The 18,493-nt window shown below is 73.0% G+C and carries 12 protein-coding genes; 2 read left to right on the top strand and 10 right to left on the bottom strand.

Annotation, left to right across the window (positions count from 1 at the left end):
* Positions 1-33 precede the first annotated feature (33 nt).
* From E2B92_RS33840 to sigJ, 5 genes are all read right to left on the bottom strand, one after another.
* Positions 34-3,774 carry a CHAT domain-containing protein gene (locus tag E2B92_RS33840; RefSeq protein WP_126885643.1) on the bottom strand — a complete coding sequence of 1,247 codons (3,741 nt, stop codon included), beginning with the start codon at positions 3,772-3,774 and terminating at the stop codon, positions 34-36.
* On the bottom strand, positions 3,771-4,538 hold the full coding sequence (locus E2B92_RS23040; protein WP_126885642.1) for a hypothetical protein: 768 nt from the start codon (positions 4,536-4,538) through the stop codon (positions 3,771-3,773). Before E2B92_RS23040 ends, E2B92_RS33840 begins: the two co-directional genes overlap by 4 nt.
* On the bottom strand, positions 4,523-5,683 hold the full coding sequence (locus tag E2B92_RS23035) for a hypothetical protein (protein ID WP_126885641.1): 1,161 nt from the start codon (positions 5,681-5,683) through the stop codon (positions 4,523-4,525). Before E2B92_RS23035 ends, E2B92_RS23040 begins: the two co-directional genes overlap by 16 nt.
* A 257-nt stretch (positions 5,684-5,940) precedes the next feature.
* Complete coding sequence (locus tag E2B92_RS23030) at positions 5,941-6,654, bottom strand: Crp/Fnr family transcriptional regulator (RefSeq protein WP_160159776.1); 714 nt, start codon at positions 6,652-6,654, stop codon at positions 5,941-5,943.
* A gap of 205 nt (positions 6,655-6,859) precedes the next feature.
* On the bottom strand, positions 6,860-7,768 hold the full coding sequence (gene sigJ / locus E2B92_RS23025) for an RNA polymerase sigma factor SigJ (RefSeq protein ID WP_126885639.1): 909 nt from the start codon (positions 7,766-7,768) through the stop codon (positions 6,860-6,862).
* A gap of 181 nt (positions 7,769-7,949) precedes the next feature.
* Here sigJ and wrbA point away from each other — a divergent pair, with 181 nt between their 5' ends.
* Positions 7,950-8,591, top strand: coding sequence for an NAD(P)H:quinone oxidoreductase (gene wrbA / locus E2B92_RS23020; protein WP_126885638.1), 642 nt, complete (start codon positions 7,950-7,952; stop codon positions 8,589-8,591).
* 41 nt (positions 8,592-8,632) lie between these two features.
* Positions 8,633-9,064: a YybH family protein gene (locus E2B92_RS23015; protein WP_126885637.1), complete on the top strand. Its 432-nt coding sequence runs from the start codon at positions 8,633-8,635 to the stop codon at positions 9,062-9,064.
* Between the two features lie 85 nt (positions 9,065-9,149).
* On the opposite strand, the gene E2B92_RS23010 is transcribed toward E2B92_RS23015, so the two are convergent.
* From E2B92_RS23010 to E2B92_RS22990, 5 genes are all read right to left on the bottom strand, one after another.
* Positions 9,150-11,213: an iron ABC transporter permease gene (locus E2B92_RS23010; protein ID WP_126885636.1), complete on the bottom strand. Its 2,064-nt coding sequence runs from the start codon at positions 11,211-11,213 to the stop codon at positions 9,150-9,152.
* Between the two features lie 14 nt (positions 11,214-11,227).
* Entirely contained in the window at positions 11,228-12,217 is a 990-nt protein-coding gene (locus tag E2B92_RS23005) for an iron-siderophore ABC transporter substrate-binding protein (RefSeq protein WP_126885635.1), read from the bottom strand.
* A complete protein-coding gene (locus E2B92_RS23000; protein WP_126885634.1) occupies positions 12,214-13,074 on the bottom strand; it encodes an ABC transporter ATP-binding protein in 861 nt (286 codons plus the stop codon). Before E2B92_RS23000 ends, E2B92_RS23005 begins: the two co-directional genes overlap by 4 nt.
* 338 nt (positions 13,075-13,412) lie before the next feature.
* On the bottom strand, positions 13,413-16,037 hold the full coding sequence (locus E2B92_RS22995) for an RICIN domain-containing protein (RefSeq protein WP_126885633.1): 2,625 nt from the start codon (positions 16,035-16,037) through the stop codon (positions 13,413-13,415).
* 41 nt (positions 16,038-16,078) lie between these two features.
* Positions 16,079-18,442, bottom strand: a complete 2,364-nt coding sequence (locus E2B92_RS22990) for a non-reducing end alpha-L-arabinofuranosidase family hydrolase (protein ID WP_126885632.1) — start codon at positions 18,440-18,442, stop codon at positions 16,079-16,081.
* Between the last annotated feature and the right edge of the window lie 51 nt (positions 18,443-18,493).

Raw genomic sequence — 18,493 nt, 5'->3', positions numbered from 1 at the left:
CGGGCGCCGGCGTCCGGCCGGTCGTACGGTTCTTCACGCGCCCACGTGGATGAAGGGCGCCCAGTGGAACGGGTGCTGCGCGTCGGTGGCGGACGGGCCGGTCCGGGGGCCGCTGTCGCGGGTGCGCAGGCGTGGTCCGGCCGGGTGCGCACGGGTGCCGGCGAGGGCGGGGACGTCCGCGAGGTCCGCGAGGTCCGCGAGGTCCGCGAGGTCCGCGAGCCGGGCGTACTCCTCGTACCTCCCGTCCTCCGTGAGGCTCCGGACCTCGCGCTGTGCGCGGGCGAGCGCGGTGGCGACCGGCGGGTGGTCCGGGGCGACCAGGTGCCGGTACATGGCCGTGATGACGAGGCACCCGGTGATGTCGTCGACCGGCCAGAGCGACACCACCGCGTGCCGGGCGCCGCTGATGACGGCCGCGCGGGTCAGCCCGAGCACGTCGCCTCCCGCGGTGGCGGTGCCGCGACCGGTGTCGCACGCGGACAGGACGAGGAGTCCCGGGGCCACGTCCGGGCCCAGCAGGTCGTCCACGCCCAGATCGTCGTGGCCCGCGAGGGCGAGGCGGCTGAGGTACGGCGTCAGCTCCCGCACGTCGCCGTGGGTCGCCAGATGCAGGACGGCGCACCCGGCGGCCGCCTCCAGGACGCGCCCGCGGCCGGCCGCCCGCCCGGTGAGCACCGTGCCGCGCGGCAGGAGCCGGTGGACGGCGGCGACCTCCGTCACGGTGCCGGGCAGCGGCGTCAGGCCGCGCTCGGGCGCGGTGGCCGGTGCGCCGACCAGCAGCGCCGGCGCGTCCGCCCAGAGCGGGTCCGTCGGCCGGTCGCCCGCCCGGGCGAGCAGGGACGCCGCCGGCAGGTACGAGACGTCGTGCGTGACGCCGAGGACCGAACCCGCCCACGGCAGTGCGTGGAACGGCACCAGGGACAGCGCGGCGGGGGGTACGACGACGACCCTGGGGTGCTCCTGGAGGAGCGCCGGGCAGAAGCCCAGGAGGGCGTCGGACAGCGCGCCTCCCGGCTCCGTCACCTCGCGCCCGGACGCACACGCGGTGTGGAAGCGGCGCGCCGTCGCCACGAGGGCGTCCGCCGGCAGCCGCCGGCGCTCGGCGCGCAGCCCGTCGCGGGTCACCGCCCAGCAGAGGAGGTCGTGGTCGAGCAGGTGGTACTGGAGGAGCACGGTGTCCGGCGGGAGGGCGCCCGCCACCGCGGCGGCGTCCCGCACCGGGCCGGGACCGCGCCGGGAGGTGAGCGCGCGGGGGGCGAGGCGGCGCACCTCGGCCTCCGCCGCGCCGAGTGCCCGTTCCGCTTCGGTGAGGACGTGCCGGGTGGCGTCGGGGGCACAGCGTGCGGCGGCCGCCTCCGCCGGCTCGGGGGTGGGTGTGGCGGTCCACGTCCCACCGTCGCGCAGAGCCGTGGCCGCCTCCTCGAACCGCGCGGCCCAGCGGGTCTCCGCCTGGAGCCAGCGCCGTACCGCCCGTAGCGCGGCGGGGTGTCCGGCGGCGGCGTCCAGGGCGTGCACGGCGTCGAGCAGGCCGGAGCGGCTGCGGTCCGCGGTGGTGAACGCGGTGGCCCTGCCGCCGGGCAGTTCCCACTGGGACAGCACGGCGGTGTGATAGGCGCGTGCCACCGCCGGGTCGTCGGCCGAGGCCGCCCGCAGGGTGTCCCGCCCCATCCTCGACCGGTGCTCCTCGTACGCGGCGACGGCCTCGGCGGCCCGCTGGGCGGCGCCCCGCGGGTCGCCGAGGGCGAGCGCCGCCTCCGCCGCGATCGCGGGCCGCACCCAGGGCTTTTCCGGCTCCCCACCGGCCGTCCCGGCCCGCCGTTCCGCCTCGGCGGCACGCTCGGGCTGGCCCAGTCGCAGCCGGAGCGCGGCCACGTGCAGGGCGGTGAGCGATCCGCGTTCCTCCAGCCGGTCCGCCTCCGCCCGCGCCTGTGCGAGCCGGCCCGTCTCCACCAGGAGCGCGCAGCGCGCCAGGGAGGGCGGGACCTGTCCGGCGGCCGCCGTCGCCTCCTCGGCCGCCTTCTCCGCCTCGGCCGACATGCCCGCCGACCTGTGCCGGCGCAGTCGGTGCAGCTTCTCGGCGGCGTGCGTCGCGCCGAGGTGGGCCCGCAGGCCCTCCAGGGGCCCGCGCACCGCCTCGACCACGGCCGGGGGCCGCTCCCGCCCGAGCAGCAGGCGGGTGCCCAGGGCGATCACGCGGGCGAGCCGGGGCCGTGCGGCGGCGATGAGATCCGGATCGCCCAGTCCCACCGCCTCGTTGAGGAAGAGTTCCGCCGTGACGGCGGCGGACAGCCAGGCGTTCACCTCGGACACCGTGACCGGCCGGTCCGCGGCGGCCTCCCCTGTCACGTCCCCGGCGGCCTCCCGGTCCCGGTCTCCCGCCCGGTCCCGTTGCCGATCCTCCAGCCGTGCCACGCGCGTGCGCAGTTCGCTGTCGGCGAGCACCAGGGCGGCCAGCCGGTGGCGGGCCTCGTGGTACGCCTCCAGGGGGCCCGTCACCGCACCGGCCACCCCGGCCACCCCGGCCGGCGCGTCCGGCGGGGGCCGCTGGGCGTCCGGCAGCGCTCCCCGCCGGTCCGCGAGCCGCTGCGCCAGTTCGCCCGCCTGGCTCGCCCGGACGGTGTGGCCCTGGCGGGCCCAGGTGCCGGCCCGGGCGGCGACGAGGTGGGCCATGCCCAGGAGCCAGGAACCGCTGCCGACGGTCGACGCCCAGTGGCGTACCGGCTCCACCTCGTCGACGGGCAGCGGCCGGCCGTCCTCCACGGCGTCCAGCAAGCGGTGCACCGCGAGCAGCGCCGCGCACGCCCCGTCGCCGGCGGCCGTGGCGAGCGACAGCGCCCGGTCGAGGTGCGCGGTGCGGTCGCCCCGCTTCCGGCGCAGCCGGGCGACGTGGGCCAGTCGCAGTGCGGCCGCCGCCCGGCCGCGGGAGGCGCCCGCCGTGCGGAACAGCGCTTCCGCCCGGGCGTAGTGCTTCGCCGCCCGGTCGAGGGTCCTGCCTGCGGCGGGCACCGGCAGGCAGCGCTCCGCCGCGCCGGGCACGCCCAGTTCCGCGTCGCCCGCGAGCAGCTCCGCCATGGCCGAGGGCGCCGGGTTCCCGGCCGCGTACCGCTGGGCTTCCCGGCGCAGCGCCTCGGCCCGGCGGTTGTCCCCGGCCCGGGCGCGTACGTCCGCCGCGACGAGCAGGTGGTAGGCGACCGGGGCCGCGAGCCCGCCTTCCGCGATCTCCCCCGGCAGTTCGTCGTACCACCGCACGGCCTCCCACGCCTCGTCCGCCCCGCCGACCGCGGCCACCACCTCGGCGGGTTGGGCGGCGATGACGTCCCGGCTCCCGAGGACGGCGCGGGCCACCAGCAGGTCGGGCAGGTACCGGCCCGCCAGGAAGGCGGGGAGCCGCAACCCGGGGTCCCTGGCGAGGATGGCCAGCCTGGCGTGCGTGCCGTCCATGGCTTCGAGCAGGGCGCGTTCGTCCCCCGGCGGCAGGGCCCAGTCGACGAGGCCCCCGGGGCTCCAGTTGACGTCCATGGCGACCGCCGCGGTCCGGAGGGTACGGGTCACCAGGTCTTCGTACCTCTCCTCCGGCACGGGCTCGCCCAGCACGGCCAGGGCTCGCCCGGCCTCACCGGCGGCGAGCGCGGCCCCGGCCGCCAGCCAGCCGCGTACCGGCTCCGCCCAGCGGTCCGGCCGGACGGCCACGGGGTCGAGGCCGCGTTCCTCGGTCATCAGGAGCTGCGTGAGCAGTCGGATGCCGTCCCCCGTGTGACGGCCCTCGAAGGTCACTTGAACTTCCTGACGACGAGGGCGACCACGACGCCCAGGACGATCAGGCCGGCGGCTCCCGCCGCTCGTCGGGGCCAGCCCGGTGCCGGGCGTGCCGTTCCAGTGTTTCGAGGCAGAGGTTCAGCGCGTACAGCAGTTGGTCCGTGAGTGCGTCGAGCAGGGCGCAGGCCGAGGGCTGAGCGGGCGGCGGCGAGGAGTCGCGCGGCGAGTCGGCGGGCTCGCGATGGGCGACGGCCGCGCGGGGCCGTCGAGTCGCTCCCTTCCGCGCGGTACGCGTCGAGTTCCCTGACCGTCATGGGCGTGCCGGCCGCCGGGGCGCCGAACGCCCGGGAGGGGGTGACGGGATGACCGGTCGTGTCGGCCTCGAAGAACGCCCGTACCTCCGCCGCGCACCGGCGGTGGACCTCCGCGAAGAGCTCCTGGGTGGCGAGCGACGTCGGCGCCGTCCGGCAGACGACCCCCTCGATCAGCGGGGTGCGTCGCGGTCCGCTCATCGCGTAGTCGCCCTCCAGGCCGACGTCGGCCGCCTTCAGGTACACGACCCGGTACAGCAGCCACAGCTTCTCGGACTCGCGCCCGTGGTACTCGCACCAGTAGACGGCGTCCTCGGTGACGTCGCCGGCCGTGGCGTCGTGGAGCAGGGAGTACCTGCCGCCGTCCACGAGGAAGTCCGGGGCGACGACGACCCGGAAGCCGGTGGTGACGGACCGCGTGACGGCGAACGGCCATACGCGCGTGCCCTGGGCGTTCACGCCGTGGTCCATGACGATTCCTCCTCCATGAGCCGCGAACCGGGGTGCTCGGCCTCGAACTCGGCGAGCTTGGCGTGGAACAGCGCGACCAGGCCGTTCAGCGCGTCCTTCTCGGACGTGGCGTTGAGCATGCGGTCCCGCAGGCGGGCGATGTCCTGTTCGACGCGGTCGCCGTAGGCGGCGACGCGGGTCTCCACGTAGGTGAGGAGCGCGTCGGCCATGTGGTCGCGCACGAGCCGCATCACGGGTGACGTCGCCGCCACCGTGTGCAGGTACGTCTTGACCAGCGGAATCCTGTCCTTGACCATGCGCACCCAGGAGAGCCGCTGGGCGCGATGGGTGATCTGCTGCGTTTCGGGGGTCGCCTGCCGGGCCATCTGCCGGAGCTGGTTCTCGAAGAGGTCCAGCAGGACGGCCATGAAGGGTACTTCGACGTACAGCGGTGAGGGGAACCCTCCCTTTTTGACCATGGTGCCGTCGGGGCCGGGAACGGCGAAGTCCAGTCCCACGGAGCTGACCGGAAGGAAGCGGACTCCCGTGGTGCCCTTCGTGTTCCGGAGCTGGACCGCGACCGCGTTCTTGAAGTCCGGATTGCGCAGCAGGCAGTCCATGACGGCCTGCACCGTGTGCCCCGCCGCCGCGAGGACGTCCCACTTGGTGATCACGAAGTGGACGGTGGCCCGTGCCTTCTGCATGTAGCCGAAGATCGGCACGAGTTCGTCGACCAGTTCGTAGTCGCCCTCGAAGCAGCGCAGGATTTTGATGCCGTCGAGCAGCACCAGGAGGAACTCCGACTCCTCGATCCGGCTCTGGACGCGCCGGCCGCTCTCCGCCTGCCCGTCCGGCTCGGTGAGGGTCTCACCGGAGTAGTCCAGGTACTCGATGGAGAAGGGGCTGAAGATCTGGTTCCGGGGCGTGCGGACCGAGCAGGTGAACTCCCACACGGAGACGTCGGCCCGCCGGGTGGGGTCCGGCCACGCGTCGGGCCTGGAGATCTGCTGGTAGATCCGGTTCAGCCTGGTCGACTGGTCGGGCGGCAGCTCGACGTGGAACCCCGTGTCCGGTCGGGGGATGGCGAGTCTGCGGAACAGACTGGCGAGGTAGACGGTCTTGCCGGACCCGGACGGGCCGAGCACGGTGACGGGAATGGCCGGCATGCGGTGCCTCGCATTGGCTTCGGGTGACGGTCTCCTTGGCGCACGAGCGAGTACGGCGAGCCGCACGCGACGGTCCCCCCGTTCTCCTGCCGGTAGTAGAGCGCTTCGGCGGGCGCGCGAACCGGTCGCAGTGCGGGTTCGGTGGGATACCGGTGCGACATCCGGTGGGCCGCCCGGTGAGCCGTCGGGCACAGAAACGTTCCGGCCGCCCGGACCCGGCGGACGGGTGTCCGCCGGGCCCTGACGGGGTCACGCGCTCACTGGTCGACGGCGATGCTCCGCAGGGCGGAGACCGAGCGCACGGTCAGACGGCAGCGCCCGTAGCTGACCGCCTCCGCGGTCCTCAGCTCCTGCAAGGCGTGCTGTACGCGGCGCTCGCGCGCCCCGATCAGCTCGCCCCACTCCGCGTGGGTGAGCCCGGGCCGGACGGACAGCCCCTCCGGGGTGCGGACTCCGTACTGCTCGGTCAGGTCGAGCACGGCCCGGCACAGCCGCGCGATGACGGGGCCCCGGGTGAACTGCGTACGCCGGCGGACCGCCGTACGGCTGCGATGCGCGAGGCTGCGGCTGACCGCCAGACCGGCGGCCCGGTGCCGGGCCATCCACCCCAGCCACTCGTCCTGCGATATCCGCCGGGCCCGCACCTTCTCGAACGCCGTGACCGTGGCCGAGCGGGGCTCGTTGTCGAACGCCGCGGTCTCCCCCACGACATCACCGCCCGCCCGGATGTCCACCAGCACGGCCGCGTCCCGGCCGTCGGTGGTGGTGACCTTGGCGAAGCCGCTCAGCAGGACGAGAACGAACGTGTCCGTGGCCCCCGCCAGCAGCATGATCTCGCCGGCTTCGTACGTGTGCCCCGTCCCCGTCCGCATCAGTGCCGCCCGCGCCGCATCGGCGCCTTCCCCGTCCGTCACGCCGTCCAGCTCCCACAGCAGCGTCCCACGCGGGTAGACACCCCCCACCGGCCGCATCGCCGTCCCGCCTCGCCCCCGCGATATCTCCGCACCCAGCATTCCGTCCCCCTCCCGGACGTCCGGCTTCCGCGCAACATGGTTGAGCAAAGGGGCATACGCCGCAAGGCGTGAACTTGACTACCAGATGGGAACATGAGTGCCCACACGGGCCGTTGCCGCCGGCCCCGGCGACCGTACGGTGATCATCTGACCGCCCGGCCCGTCACGTGGTCCACTGCCGGAGCTTCTCCGGGTTCAGTACGCCCCAGATGTGCGTGACGCGGCCGTCGGCGACGTCGAAGGCGTACACCGCGACGGTGGCCCCGGCGTGCCGCGCCAGCAGCCCGGGGCGGCCGTTGACGGTGCGTTCGACGAGCGTCAGGCCGGGCACCCTGGTGGCGATGCCGACCAGGAAGCGCGCCACCTGCTCGCCGCCTTCGACCGGGTACGGCAGCGCGGTGACACGGCCGCCTCCGTCACCGACCGCTGTCACGGCGGGATCGAGGAGCCCGATGAGGGCGCCGATGTCCTTGGCCTCCCAGGCCCGCTTGAAGTCCCTGACGATGCCGGCGGCCCTGTCGGCCGGCACCGGCCCGGAGGAGGGCCGGGCGTCGCGGAGCCGGCGGCGGGCCGAGGAGGCGAGCTGGCGGCAGGCGGCGGGGCTGCGGCCGACGATGCCGGCCACTTCGGCGAAGGGGTAGCGGAAGACGTCGTGGAGGACGAACGCGACGCGTTCGGCCGGCGTCATGGCCTCCAGGACGACGAGGAAGGCCATGTTGACCGACTCGTCCAGGGTGACGCGGTCGGCCGGGTCGCCGGTCGTGGCACCCGACGGCCCGTCGAGCCGCTCGGTGGGTTCCGGCAGCGGCTCGGGAATCCAGTGCCCCACGTACTGCTCGCGCCGGGCCCGCGCCGAGCCGAGGAGGTTGAGGCAGATGCGGGTGGCGACCGTCGTCAGCCAGCCGCCGACCGACTCGACGGCCTCCTGCCGCTCGCGGGACATGGCGTACCAGCGGACATAGGTCTCCTGGACGACGTCCTCGGCCTCCGAGAGGGAGCCGAGGAGCCGATAGGCCAGATTGATCAGCCGCCGCCGCTCCGCCATGAGCGCGGCCGGGCTCGGATCGGGCATGCCGTCCCCCGTTTTTCTCGTGTCGCGTGCGCTGTCGGTGAGTACGACCGGACAGCCCCTCGGAATGTGAGGCCGCCGCCCCGCCTCACACCGCGCCGGTCTGCTCGGTCGTAGGGGGCGGAGCGGTGTCCGCTCCGCGCGACACCCACCGGACGGCACACGGAAGGACCGGTACGCGATCATGGAACCCGTCAACGCGGCCATCATCTACTACAGCACCACCGGCGTCGTACACGCCCTGGCTGAGGCCGCCGCCGAGGGCGCGGCCGAGGCCGGCGCCCGTGTACGCCTGCGCAAGGTCGCCGAAACCGCCCCGCCCCACACGGTCGGCGCCCACCCGGAGTGGGCCCGGCACGTGCGGGACACCGCCGACGTCACCGAGGCCGCCCACGAGGACCTGGAGTGGGCCGACGTGGTCCTGTTCGGCACGCCCACGCGCTTCGGCAACCCGGCGAGCCAGCTCCGGGCGTTCATCGACACCACCGGCCCGCTGTGGTTCCGGGGCGGGCTCGCGGACAAGGTCTACTCGGCGTTCACCGCCTCCAACTCCGCCCACGGCGGCCAGGAGTCCACGCTGCTGGCGCTGGCCAACACCTTCTACCACTGGGGCGGCGTCATCGTGCCCCCCGGCTACACCGACCCGGTCCAGTTCACGATGGGCAATCCCTACGGCACCTCCCACGTGGCGGGCACCGGCGCGCCCGGCGACGTCCCCCTCGAAGCCGCCCGCCACCAGGCCCGACGCGCCGTCGGGACGGCCGCAGCGCTCAAGGCCGGCCGCGGCGCCTCACACATCGGCGGGCAGTCCGGTCCTACCCGGTGAGGCGACAACCCCTCACCCCGTCCATCCACCGAGGAGAGACCATGACGACGTACGAAGCCGACATCAGGGCCCTGCTGGAAAGCCGCGTCGAGGCCAGCCGGAGCAAGGACATCGACCGGCTCATGTCCCACTACTCCGACGACATCGTCTACTACGACGCCGTCCCCCCGCTCCAGTTCACGGGCCCCGACGAGGTCCGCGCCAACTTCCTGCGGTGGTTCGGCGAGTACGAGGGCCCGATCGGCCTGGAGACCCACGCCCTCACGGTCGCGAGCACCGACGCGGACATCGCCTTCGCGCACATGCTGCACCTGGACTCGGGAACCCGCAAGAACGGGATGAACATGGGGATATGGGTGCGCTCCAGCGTCTGCTTCCGCCGGTCGGACGACCGTTGGCTGATCACCCACGAGCACATCTCGCTGCCCATCGACCCGAAGACGCTCCAGGCCTGGCTGCCCCCGGGCATGTGACCGCCCCGGAGACCCGAGGAGCGTCGGCGGCCCTCACCGGCGACCGCCGCCGCCCGGCTCACGCGGCGGCGGTCGCGGCGCCTGTCTACCGGCGGCTGCGCACCAGCAGGTAGAGGAAGTACGGCGTACCGATCACCGCGGTCATCAGACCGGCGCCGAGCTGCGCCGGTGCGATCACGGTGCGGCCCGCCAGGTCGGCGGTGCACACGAGGACGGCGCCGAGGAGCACCGCGACCGGCACCACGCGGGCGTGCCGGCGTCCCACGAGGGCACGGGCCGCGTGCGGGGCGACGAGGCCCACGAAGCCGATGGTGCCGGCGGCGGCCACGGCGGTGGCGCTGAGCAGGACGCTCAGTACGAGGAAGCCGAGACGTCCGCGTCCGAGGTCGAGGCCGAGGAGCCTGGGGGTGTCCTCGTCGAGGGAGACGAGGTCGAGTTCGGTGCGCCGGGCGACCGCGACGGCCACGCCCACGGTGAGGGCGACGGCGAGGGGCAGCAGGTCGGGCAGGGTCCGGCCGTAGGTGGAGCCGGACAGCCAGGTGAGCGCCTTGGTGGCGTTGAACGGGTCGGTGAGGATGATGAGCAGGCTGACCAGTGCGGCCGCCCCCGAGTGGATGGCGAACCCGACGAGCACGAGCCGGGTCTGCTGGAACCCGTTGCGCGCGGCGAGCCCGAAGAGCAGGACGGAGGCGGCGGCGGCACCCGCGAACGCGGCACCGGCCACGCCCCAGCCGCTCGCCATGGGCACGGTGGTCACGAGGAGCACGGCGCCGAGGGCGGCACCGCCGGAGACGCCCATGATGCCGGGTTCGGCGAGGGGGTTGCGGGTCACGGCCTGGACGAGCGTCCCGGCCAGGGCGAGGGCGGCGCCCGCGAGGAGGGCGGCGAGGACCCGGGGCACGCGGGTGTCCAGGACGAAGCCGACGGTCTGTCCGGCCCGGCCCAGTGCCCAGTTGGTCACGTCGCCGAGGAGCAGCTTGGCGTCGCCGAGGAGGACGGCCGCGATGACCACGCCCACGAGTACCGCGACCAGGGCGGACGTGACGGCGAGGAAGACGGTGCGGCTCCTGATGCGCAGCCGGTCGGGGGCGACACCGCTGGTGTCCCGCAGCCGTGCGGCCATGACCGTCACGAAGACGGCTCCGACCAGGCTGGTGACGACGCCGGTGGGCACGGCGACGGCCGTCTCGGCCGGCACGAGGGTGCGCAGCAGCACGTCCGCGCCGAGCACGAGTCCGGCGCCGACGAGACCGGCGACCGGGATGCCGGCACGGGACTGCGCGAAGCCGCGGAACCGGCGGGCGAGGGGACGGACGAGTGCCGGGGCGCACAGGCCGACGAAGCCGACCGGTCCGGCCAGGGTGACGGCGGCCGCGGAGAGCAGGGCGGCGAGGACGACGGCGGTCACGCGGGTGGCGCGGACGGGTACGCCGAGGCCGCGGGCGGCGTCGTCGCCGAGGGCCAGTGCGTCGACCCGGCGGGCGAGGAGCAGCAGCCCGAGGAGGCCGGCGAGAGCGATGGGCGCCATCTGCAGGACGCCGTCGAAACCGTTCTGGGAGATGCTTCCCTGGTTCCAGTGGTAGACGCCCTCCGCCTCCTGCGGGAAGAGCAGGACCACTCCCTCGGTCATGGCGGTCAGGCCGAGGGTCAGGGCGCTGCCGGCCAGCACGAGGCGGATGGTGCCGGTGCCCAGGCCGGACAGGCCGAGCACGACGGCCGCGGCGGTGAGTCCGCCGGCGAAGGCGATGCCGGAGGAGGCGAACAGCGGGAGGGAGAGGCCGGTGGCGGCGGTGAGCCCGAGGGCGAAGTAGGAGCCGGCGTTGACGGCGAGGGTGTCGGGCGCGGCCAGGACGTTGCGGCTGATGGCCTGGAGGGCGGCGCCCGCCATGCCGAGGACGACCCCGACGAGCAGCCCCGCCGTCATCCTCGGCAGCCGTGAGGCGACGACGACGGACGCGTCGGCGGCGTCGGCGCGTCCGGTGAGGGCCTTGAGGACCTCGGAGGCGCCGACGGAGGCGGTGCCCTGGGTGATGTCGACGAGTGCGAGACCCGCGACGACGAGGAGCAGGGCGGCCGTCACCGCGGCCGCGCCCGTGCGGGACGGGGGCGCCGGCGGACGGGTGGCGGGGGTGGTCGCGGTGACGGCCATGGTGCTGCTTCCTTCTACTTCTTCTTCGTCAGTTCGGTGACGACGGAGTCGATGTACGTGTTCATCGACTCGGGACCGCCGAACATCCAGATGCCGTCGGGCAGGCGGTGGACGTTGCCCTTCTTGACGAACGGCAGCGAGGTCCACACCTTGTCCTTGGCGAGGGCGCCGGTGAAGGGGGTGCTGTTCTGGTCGCCGTCGTTGCCGATGTAGGCGAAGCGCACGTCGGCGCTCAGCTTGGTCAGGCCCTCGACGTCCGTCGTGCCGAGGCCGTACGCCGGGTCGCCCTTGACCGTCCAGTCGTTCTTCAGGCCGAGCTTCTCGTTGACCGCGCCGATGAGCGAGCCGCTGGTGAACGGTCGGATCGAGGTCTGGTTGGAGACGACGTACCCGTCGGCGAAGGCGTACTTGGCGCCCGCGAGTCCGGCCGCCGCGAGGGCCTTCTTGCCCTCCTCGATCTTCGCCGCGAACTTCTCCTTGAGCTCGCCGGCCTTCTTGGTGGTGCCGGTGGCCTGGGCGAGCAGGTCGAGGTTCTTCGTCATCCGCCCGATCGGGTCGGCGGCGTCGGCCGACTTCACCTCCACCACCGGGGCGACCTTGCGGAGCTGCTTCACGGCGGCCGGCGGCAGGTCGGTGCTGGCGACGATGAGGTCCGGCTTCAGGGCGGCGATGGTGTCCATGCTCGGCTCGCCGCGGGTGCCGATGTCCTTGGGCTCGTTCTTCAGCGGGACCGCGCTGTCCCAGGTCTTGTAGCCCTTGACGTCGGCGACGCCGACCGGGTCCACGCCCAGCGAGATCAGCAGCTCGACCTCGTGCCACTCGGTACCGACGACCTTCTTCGCGGGGCCGTCGAGTTCGACCTTCTTCCCGGAGGCGTCGGTGAGCGTGATGCGCTCGGCGGTCTTCTTCGCCTTGTCGTCGGCGGCGGGCTCGGTGGTCCCGCAGGCGGTCAGGGTGAGGGCCGCCGTGGTGAGGACCGCGGCGGTGACGAGGTGTCGTCTCATGAGAGGGAGTTGAGCCTTTCGCTTCGCGAGTGGTGCCGACCGATGGCCCGGGTGCGCAGCCGGCCGGTGAGGGGGTCGGTGTCGACCTCGATGCGGATGCCGTATGTCTCGGTCAGCCGTTCCGCGGTCAGTACGTCTTCCGGCCGGCCGTCGGCGACGATCCGTCCCTGCCGGAGCAGGACGATCCGGTCGGCGACGGCCGCGGCCTGGTCGAGGTCGTGGAGGACGACACCGACGGCGATGCCGTGCTCGTCCGCCACATCGCGCATGAGGTCGAGGAGTTCGACCTGGTAGCGCAGGTCGAGATAGGTCGTCGGCTCGTCGAGGAGCAGCACGCCCGTCTCCTGCGCGAGGCAGCCCGCGAGCCACACCCGCTGGAGCTGCCCGCCCGACAGGTGCTCGACGCCCCGGTCGGCGAACTCCTCGACGCCCGTGCGTGCGAGCGCGCGGTCCACGGCCGCCCTGCCCCCGGGGTCGGCCTTGCCCCAGCGCCCCCGGTAGGGGTAGCGCCCGAACTCGACCACGTCCCGCACGGTGAGCCCGCTGGGCGTGGGCCGCCCCTGCGTGAGCAGGGCGACCATGCGCGCGAACTCCTGGGAGCTCAGCGCGAGCCCGTCGGTGTCGCCGTCGATGACGAGTTTCGCGGCCTTGGGCCGCTGCAACCGCGCGATCGTCCGCAGCAGCGTCGACTTGCCGCTGCCGTTCGGCCCGACCAGGGCGGTCACGTCGCCGGGCCGCAGCGTCAACGAGGCGTCGTGGAGGACGTCGACGCCGTCGTAGGCCACGGTGACACCCGTGGCTGACAGTTCATGACCACGGGGGCGTCCGGCCGCGGCGGTCTCTTCACCTGCTTGCACGACGGGAAGGTTAGCCTAACCTTCATTCTCGACGTAGAGGGGGCCACCCACCGAGACAAGATTGAAATCAGCCAACCGCGGCGCACATCGCGCCAAGGCCGTGACCTCGACGCGGACGCGGAGGATCGCCGTCCTTGCGGGCGGGCCGGTGGCGGTGGTGGTGACGTGGCCGCGAGCTGCGGGGCTCCGGCCCGTACGGCGGTCCCCGGCGGGCGGTGCCGCCTCATCGGAGAAGGCCGCCCTCCGACCGAGATGTCCCATCGGTCAGGAGGGCGGCCTTTTCCTACTGGTGGTGCGTCAGCTCATGCGTCGGACATGCGCCCGCTCCAGTGCCGGTGTCAGGACGGGTCGCCGTACTGAAGGCCGCGTCCGTTGGTGCCGACGTACACGCGGCCGAAGGTGTCGGGGTCGCCGGTGACGACGCCGACACCACCGATGCTGCCCCACTGGTGGGCGTCGTCGTTGACGCGGAGCCAGGTGGCGCCCTTGTCGGTGGAGCGGAAGACCCCGGTGACGTCCTTGACGGTGCCGATCAGGTACAGGGCCTGATAGGAGGCGCCCGGTGCGGCCTTGCCGAAGCCGACGGCGGAGGCGGACTTCACCGTGGTGATCCTGGCGAAGGTGCGGCCGCCGTCGGTGGAGTGCAGCAGCCCTTGGCCGCCGCCGGCGATCCACAGGTCTCCGGCGACGCCGGGGACGGCCGTGAGTCGGCCGGAGGGCAGATGGGTGGCGCGGGCGGTGAAGGTCGCGCCGCCGTCGGTGCTGGCGTGGAGGGTGCCGCCGGCCAGTGAGTAGAAGGTCCTGGCCGAGGAGCGGTCGGCGACGACCACCGCGCCGGTGCCCAGGCCGCTGACCTTCGACCAGCTCGCCCCCTTGTCGGTCGAGCGGTACGGGACCTGGCCGGACTGGGTCCAGACGATGGCGGAGCCGTCCGCCGCGAGCGCGACGCGGCCGTCCTGGGCACCGGGCACCGGCTCGGCCGTGAAGCCGCGCCAGGTGACGCCGCCGTCGGTGGAGTGGGCGCCGTCCTGCGCGCCGCCACGGCCGACACGGACCATCATCGAGGGGTTCGCCTGGGCGAAGTCGATGTCGGTGCTGTTGGTCATCATCGGGTTGCTCAGTCGCCCGGCGGGCACCTTGGTCAGGTCGTCGTGGCGGAAGCCGCCCTGGTCGCCCATGGCCGTGATGACGGTGGCACCCCCGGGCGGGGCGATCGCGTCCATCAGCGCCGTCTCCTCAAGGCCCCGCGCTCCGGCGGTCCAGTGGCTGGTGCCGCCGCTGTCGGTGGCATCGGCGTCCTTGCTGCGCCAGATGCCGTTGCCGGTGCCGTACAGCACGTGCCCGGAGTCGAAGGGATCGATGGCCAGGGCGGTCATCCAGTGCCCGGTGTGGGTGCCGATGTACGGAGCGGCCGAGGCGTTCCGCACCGATTTCCCGGCAAGCGCCTTCCATGTCGTGCCGCCGTCGGTGCTGCGGTAGATCTCGTCCTCGGGCCACCAGCGGCCGAGAGTGGTGACCATCACCGTGGAGGGCTTGCGCGGGTCGACGGCCAGACCGGAGAACCCGTAGCTGCCCTGGGACGGGGAAATGTTCCTCCACGCCCCGCCGGCCGGCGTGTGCTTCCACACCGAGCCCGCCGTCACGCCGTTGGGGCCGAGTGCGTTGGTGTACGTCAGGTACAGCGAGCCGTCCCCGGAGAGCACGCCGTGCTGCGGCATCTGTCCGGTGGGCTGCCCTGGTACGGCCTGCCAGGTGCTGCCGCCGTCGGTGGAGCGGTAGAGGGAGGTGGACCTGTCGGCGACGCCGACGTAGACCGTCTTGCTGCCGGCCGGGCCGTACGTCACGAAGGAGATGCCCGCGCCGCTGCCCGCCCCGTCCTTGACGGGGAACGAGGAGACCCGGCTCCACGTCGCGCCGTGGTCGGTGCTGCGCCACAGGCCGTTCTTGCGGGTACCCAGGAGCAAGGTGCCGTTGTCCGCGGGGTTGACGGCCAGCCGTTCGCCCGCCCCGCGGCCGTCCTCGTTGCCGCCCAGCTTGAACGGCAGATCGGTGCGCTGGAAGGTGCGGCCCCGGTCGGTGGAGCGCAGCAGCGCGCCATGGCCGGCCCACTCGTTGGTGTAGGTGCCCGTGGCGAGGTAGAGCCGGTCGGGATCGACCGGGTCGGTGGCCAGCGCGTCGATGCCCAGCAGGTTCCAGTCCTTCTCGCCGAGCCAGTCGGTCAGCGGGATCCACTGCTCGGCCGCGGTGTCCCAGCGGTAGGCGCCGCCCATGTCGGTGCGCGCGTACAGCAGGCCCTTCTCGCGTGGGTTGAACACCAGCCCGGTGACGTAACCGCCGCCCACCACTTGCGCGTTCCGCCAGGTGTAGGGGCCGGCGACAGCCGTCTGCGCGTCGGTCACCTTCACCAGCTTCCACTGCTGGTTGGTGCTGCCCCGGCCGGGATACTGGATGATCGCCGCGCCCTGAGCCGTGGAAGCACCGGAGACGTCCAGGACCTGGCCGCTCCTGCGGGAGGTGAAGGTGACGGCGCCGGAGTCGCCCACGCCGTCGATCCGCCACTCCTGGGAGGCGGAGGAGCTGTCGGTCTGCTGCTCGGCGGCGGCCGACCGGGCGGTCGAGCCGCCCGCTATGCCCAGCACCTTGCCGCTGTTGCGGTTCACCAGCTCGTAGTGGCCGTCCCCGGTGGGCCTCAGTCTCCACTGCTGGTTGGCGGTGTTCTGGTCGGTCCACTGCTGGATGCGGGTGCCGTCGGCGGTGGAGAAGGCGTTGACGTCCATCACCTTGCCGCTGCGTACGGAGACGATCCGGTAGTAGGCGCTGCCGTCGATCGTCGCGGCCTGGGAGTCCTCCTGGGTGAACAGGAGGTACGGCACGACGGCGGCGGGCACTCCGAGCAGCAGAGCGGTGGCGCTCCAGCGACGGCGGTGACGTCCGCGGCGCCCGCCGTTCGTGGGGTTCTTCATAGGGGGGTGTTCTCCTTGCGTATCACCGTGGATCGGGCAGCTCAGCGCTGCAGGGTGAGGACGCCCGGCCGGTACGGGAGTCGGTCGTAGGGGCCGTCCGCGCGAGGGGACTTGCCCTGGTAAAGGAACTGCAGGTTGCAGGGGTCGATGGTCATGGTCTGGTCGGGGTTGGTGCGGACCAGGTCGCCGTGACTGATGTCGTCGGTCCAGGTGGCCCCGCTGTTGGCCTTGCCCGCGAAGGGGTTGCTCTCGGTGGCGGCCTGCGGGGTCCACGCGCCGCTCAGGCTGGGGGCCGTGAACGAGCGGAAGTAGCGCCGCTCGTTCGCACCCCGGGCCTCGACGATCATGAGGTACTGGTTCTGGCCCTTGACCTTGTAGACCTGCGGCGCCTCGAAGAGGTTCTTCGCCGTGTCGCTCATGACGGTCGTGTACGCCGAGCCGAAGGTGCCCGGGAAGTTCCCGATCGGCATGCTCGCCCGGTAGATCTTGCCGTTGTCACCGGCGAAGAACAGGTACATGTTCTTCTCGTCGGCGATCAGGGTCTGGTCGATCGGGCCGGTGGGGGATTCGGTGCGGGGGATGCTGCCGGTGAACAGCGGCCGCGGCGCGGACCAGCCGTTGGGGTTGGTGGGGTCGGTCGACGTACGGTAACTGAAGGGCGATGCCCCCCACTGGTACGCCAGCACCCAGATCTTCTTGGGCGCGAAGTAGAACAGCGTGGGCGCCACCGCGTTCTGATTCATCCTGGTCTGGCCGGCCGACGCCATGTCCGACCAGTTGGTGAAGGGGCTGAACGCCATCGAGCCGTACGAGGTTCCCGACGCGCTCGACGCGTAGACCAGGTGCTTCCCGCCCACCACCACGTGGGTGAAGTCCTTCACCGCGGCCCACCCGTTCGACGGCTGCGCGAGGGGACCCGTCGAACTCCACTTGTACGTGGACGGAAGAGCACACGTGCCACCTCCCGTCCCGGACGGGGCGGTCCACTTCTGGTTGTTGACGGACGCGCAGCGGTGCAACTGGATGGTGGTCCCGTTCGCGGTGGCCGCGCCGACGGCGTCGAGGCACAGCCCGGACTGGACGCCGGTGATCGTGCCGTCGGCGTTGACGTTCCACCGCTGGTTGGCGCCGCCGTTGCAGTCCCAGACGATCACCGGGGTGCCGTTGGTGGTTCCCTTGCCGCCGGCGTCCAGGCACTTGTTGTCGTGGACCTTCAGCTCCTTGGCGGCGGTGCGGGTCCAGCGCTGGCCGGCGCGTCCCTCGCAGTCCCACAGGCGCGCCCGGGTGCCGTTGGCGGGGGCGGAGCCGGGGGCGTCGAGGCAGCGGCCCGAGGCCACGCCCCTGATCTCCCCGTCACCGCCGGCCGGCTTGGCCGGACCGGCACCCGAGCCGGACGTGAGAGCCGTCATGACGGCGGCGTACGCGGGCTTCGGCCTGCCGTTGTTGTCGAACAGCAGGGGGCTTTCCCCGCGGCGCCAGGAATCGCTGTCACGTACGCCCCACACCGTGATGCCGGTGCACCGGGCCACTGACAGGCAGGCGCTGACCGTGTTCGCGTAGTGGGTGGGTGCTGCCTGAGCGATGTCCAGCTCGGTGATCTGGACGTCGACGCCGAGGGCGGCGAAGGCCGCCAGGGTGGTCCTGAAGCTCGCCGGTGGGCCGCCCGCCCCGAAGTGGCTCTGGAACCCCACGCAGTCGATGGGCACGCCGCGTGACCTGAAGTCCTTGACCAGGCGGTAGACGCCCTGGGTCTTGGCGTCCGACCAGTTCTCGATGTTGTAGTCGTTGTAGCAGAGCTTGGCCGAGGAGTCGGCCGCGCGGGCGGTACGGAACGCCTCCTCGATGAAGCCGTTGCCGAGCACCTTCTGGAATACCGAGTCGCGGAGCCGGCCGCTGCCGCCGTCGGCGAATGCCTCGTTGACGACGTCCCAGGCGTAGATCTTGCCTCTGTAGTGGCTCATCTGGGTGGTGATGTGGTGGTTCATCACGCTGCGCAGCGTCTTCGCGTCGCGGATGGCGCTGACCCAGGAGGGGAGCTGCGAGTGCCAGACCGTGGTGTGGCCGCGCAGGCGCTGGCCGCGTGCGAGGGCACGGTCGACGATCCGGTCCGCGGGGCCGAAGGTGAAGTTGCCGCGGGACGGTTCGACGGCGTCCCACTTCATCTCGTTCTCCGGGGTGATCATGTTGAACTCCCGGTCCGCGATCGCGGTGTACGCCGGGTCGCCGAGCCTGCCGGCCGCTACAGCGGTGCCGAAGTACCGGCCCGCGGGGGCTGCCTGGGTACCCAGGCCGGCGGCCCCGGCGGAGCTGGGCAGGAGCGTCACGACACCGGCCACCAGCGCCGTGGCCGACAGTCCGATCGCCAGCGTCCGGCGACGCCGGCGGAAGCGGTGCAGGCCCTTCACGATTCTCCTCGCCGGCCGCGGGTCGTCACGGATGCCGTGATCGTGCGCGCG

It is taken from the genome of Streptomyces sp. WAC05374 (assembly GCF_004353505.1).
GTDB lineage: Bacteria > Actinomycetota > Actinomycetes > Streptomycetales > Streptomycetaceae > Streptomyces.
This window is presented reverse-complemented; position numbering and strand designations above follow the sequence as displayed.